Source organism: Microvirga roseola, assembly GCF_020866965.1.
GTDB classification, from domain to species: Bacteria; Pseudomonadota; Alphaproteobacteria; order Rhizobiales; family Beijerinckiaceae; genus Microvirga; species Microvirga roseola.
Genome location: NZ_JAJATX010000119.1, coordinates 1 through 4,073 on the forward strand (window position 1 = coordinate 1; position 4,073 = coordinate 4,073).

Consider the following 4,073-nt stretch of genomic DNA (forward strand, 5'->3'; position numbering starts at 1 on the left):
CCCGATAGTCGAGATATCATGCACCAGGTGAATAATCGTGCGAAGCGGAGGGATCCCGAATGGGTCGAGTACAGTCATTTGTTGGTCCATAGGTTTGCCGCTCAAAACTGCCATTCCGCTCGCTGTCAGCATACGGCCTGATGCTGTATTGTCCAAGAAGATGCCACAGGAAGCGCCGCGATAATCAAGATCTAGCCAGCGATCAATTGCAAAATCAATGATCTCGTGGTGGCTGACTTAAGCTTTGCGTCTGAAGAGCGCGAGGCAAGAGGCGCACGCAGACCAAGGTGACGATTGTCGGATCATGGCCTTCAGAGCGAGGGAGGCTGCCCAGCGACGGCTCCCTCATCCTGTTTCCCGACAGCATCTTTCCACCCGAGGGGGAGGACAGCCCTCGTGGCTGGTATGCACTCCGGGGTGCGGCGATCACGTAAGGCGCTCCTGTGTTGGGTGGACCATCTCTGCCCTGAGCCCAGTCAAGGCATTATTTTCAGGGCTGGGCAGCCTCTGGGGGGCTCCTTGCGGGGAGTGTAAGGGTGGAGCGCTGTCTGGCAACAGCTCCCCAATCCCGCGGTTGTCCTCGGGCGAGGCCTCAGCACTGGGGGAGCCAGAGAGGGGTTGAGTCAAGGTCTTTTTAGCCCGGGTCGCAACCCCGAGAAGATGATACACCTTGCTGTGGGGAGTGTAGATGATCCGCTGCCTGAGGAGCCGCCGCATGGAGTCGCAGAGGATCCAGTCAGAGCGATAATGCGGCCCGTTGCCGCTGTCTAGGGCGCCTAGATTTCTGAAGACTTCCGGCCGGATGAGGCTGCAGAACAACGGGGCATAGCTCAGTTCCACCAAATCATCGTCCAAATCGAAACTGGGGTCGACGATATTAAGATGTTGCGCCGACAAATTGATGTCGCACTCAAACGGGTTGATGGCTCCCGGGACATGAATTTTTGCAGCCTTGTTGCCGCCCGGCACGACCTGTCGCGGCACGGCCATGCCCGCATCCGGATGCTTGCTGAGAACATAACGCATCTCGTTGAGCCAATCCGGTGTCACAAGGGTGTCGTTGTTCAGGATCAGGATTTTGTCGTTGCAATCCGCTATGTCCGCAAGGCCGCGGTTCACGGCAAAGGTGAAGCCCGAGCTGCTGTTCTCCTGAATCAGACGTACGTTCTCAAAGGACGAACAGAGCGTTGCGAGCTCAGCGTAGCTCTCTTCCGATGATCCGTTGTCGATCACCAGGATCTCATAGGGCGAATGGGTGTGCTCTGCGATTGACCGCAGGCACATATCGAGTTCGTGCACTGCCTCGTAGTTCGGAATCAGGATTTGAACTCGCTCTGCTGGAAGGCGTGCCAGTTTTCTTCGGCGGCGCTCACGGGCCTGCCGGCTCGTTGAAAACGCCTGGTGTTGGGTTCCGCTCTCGGTGGTAAACCGCTGCGACCAGTCTGACCGGGCCGTGAGCTTTGCCCTGAGATCACTCGAAGAATGCTCCTCGCCGGTCTGCACTGCGCTGTCACTGGTCCTGTCCTGGAAATGGTGACTGAGCAGGCACGGAACGGCGAGTGGCCTTGTGGCATCAGTCAGGCGGAGCACCAGATCCCACTCTGTGCCCCTTTCGAGGGAGCAGTCAAACCAGCCAACCTCGTCGAGAAGGGCCCGATCATGGACAAGCGCCGCAACCGACACGTAATTGGTGTTCTCAAGCAGGCTGCGGTTGAACGGGGCAAAGCGAATAGTCTTGAATGTCTGTCCCAAGCGCGCATCCGGATCAAAGCCGTCCCAGACGGCATGCGCGCTGTAGCTTACCCGTGCGCCATGGCTTTGCATCTGATTGATAGATATAAGGAGGCAGTCAGGGTCCCATTGCGTATCATCGCTCAGATAGGCAATGGCGCGGCCGGACGATCGCTCAATGCCGAGATTGCATGCGCGCCCGATGCCACCCTGCTCATCCATACGAACATACTTGATCCTGGTATCGTCAAACTGTCGAACAACGGCCTCTGTGCTGTTATCGTCGCTTCCGTCATCTACAACGATCAGTTCCCATCGCTTGTAGGATTGGATCAGAACCGAGACGATTGCGTCGGCTATCCTTGAGGCGCGGTTGCGTGTGGTCAGGATTACGGAGACGAGGGTGTCCTGCGGCCGACCGAAATACTCAGCCGCAAGTCGGTTCTTGATTCCGTCCATGTAGGAAGTGACACGAAGGTCGTTCTCCCACAATTCGGCGTTGATCAGATCCGGCGCTGTCAGCGCCCGGCGGAGATACTCGTCGAGCGTGCCATAGAGGTGATGCACGCGCCGTTTGGCCTTAGGGCGGTAGAGTTCAAGATAGCGGGTGGGCGGCACACGAGAGAGAACGGGCGAGGCCGTAACCCGATAGAGATGCTCGTGTGGAATGGTTGTATGAGACGGGAAGCGCAGGCTCTCAAAAAGTGCGTTCGGAGCGTGCCCCGCCCTCATCCCGCTGTCGAGATAGCTCTTATAGGCCTCCTCGTGATCCTGCGGAACTTCTGGATGACGGCTGGTGTACCAGGCAGCATCAAAGAGCTGTTTTGCGGTCGGCTCCCGTGGGGCCTCCGGAGGTGCCACCTTGGCCGGTTTTGGCTTCGGCTTTGGCTTCGGCTTTGGAGGGGGCGGGGGAGGAGGGGGAGGCGTGATGCGTTTTGCAACGGCTCGGACAGCTCCATTCGGCAGAAGGAGCCTGAGCGCCCTCCGAATAGGTTGAGGGACCGAGAAGAAAGCAGACCGGAGAATTGCACGCATCGAATTGACCTGACCTAACAGCAAGATGCGTTAGCCGCGGTCTTGTGCAAGCGCAATAACGTTTTGCCGCTCCATAGGCTTATCCCGAAGAGTGACTACGGGAGAGGAGGCGTAATTGTCGCATCTTCACCGCGCCACAACCGAAAGGCGTGCCTGATTCGCGGATCCTCCCCGACCATTTCGTTTCTAGGATCCTGATCCGGCCGCAAACAAGTCCGGCCGGACCTGCCTGATACGCTCGCCAAGGACCGGGGCCAGCCTCCGGGAAAATGTTGCCGGCAATTGGTGGGCATCGCTGTAGATGAGCAGATTGCCATTGACCGGGAAACACACGGACTGATCACAGAATCTGTCTGTCAGATCAATAAACTCGACATTCATTGGCTTTGTGCGGAGCTTTGATGTCGGGTCGGTCCGATCCGTGACTTGGTCCCGGTCTCGGCTGCAGTCCAGGATCCTAGTAGGGTTCCGCTCGATGCATTCAGGCACGTCGACACCTAGCCAAGGGCTGTCTCGGACAGCGATAATGGTCAGGTCCATCTCGGCCATGCGGGCCCACTGTTGAAGATATCCTTTCGGGATGTATTCCTTTCGTAGCGCCGCACGAGATTGGGATGCATTTGCGCCTTTGGGGTCGCCACGGTAGGGGCGAGACGAGGTGGTGAAGATTGCATTCGGTTGCAAATTTCTCAGATAATCAACAACGTTCTCATTCCACTCAATGCAGTCGACCTTCCGCTGGCGTTTTACTTCGAATGGACACGAACTCTTTGTGATGCTGACGATGCGCCAACCGTTCTGCTGAGCGAGAGCCTCAAGTGCAGCAAGCCAATGGGCAGAGTGCGATCCCCCGACAAGGGCAACCGCCTTCATGGGAGCGTTGTCATCCCCGTAGGTGCACGCAATCACCGTGGACACGGGCTGAAGCTGGTGGCACTTGTCGCGATAAGCCCGAGGCCAGTCCTGCTTCGCCGGAGCCGGAACCGGCTGGATCGGGATACCGGGTCTGATCGCGGTCCCAAAGGAAGCCGGAACCGTCCCGCCCGGATAATCCGCGGTTGAGAGGTTCGAGCCCTGCCCATTGCTGGCGGGAGCCAGGACAGCAGTCCCAACGATTGCCGCAATCGCCACTGGCACCACTAGTCCTGCAGCCACCGCATGACCATGCCACCAGCGGGTGTAGCCGAGCGAAGAGCGCTGGATCGGCTGCTCGACAAATCGGTAGGCGAGGTAAGCCCCGCCTAGCGCGATCCCGATCACCGCTAGGTGTGAGTTCTGATCAGGTTGTTCCGGCGAGAGCCTGGGCC

2 protein-coding genes are annotated in these 4,073 nt (G+C 58.3%); both read right to left on the minus strand.

The annotated features are described in order from the left end of the window. Positions 1-426: 426 nt before the first annotated feature. Entirely contained in the window at positions 427-2,592 is a 2,166-nt protein-coding gene (locus LG661_RS24230; RefSeq protein WP_230534563.1) for a glycosyltransferase family 2 protein, read from the minus strand. Positions 2,593-2,952: 360 nt separating this feature from the next. Further along, positions 2,953-4,073: SGNH hydrolase domain-containing protein (locus LG661_RS24235; RefSeq protein WP_230534564.1), on the minus strand; the 1,121-nt coding region annotated here is incomplete at its 5' end.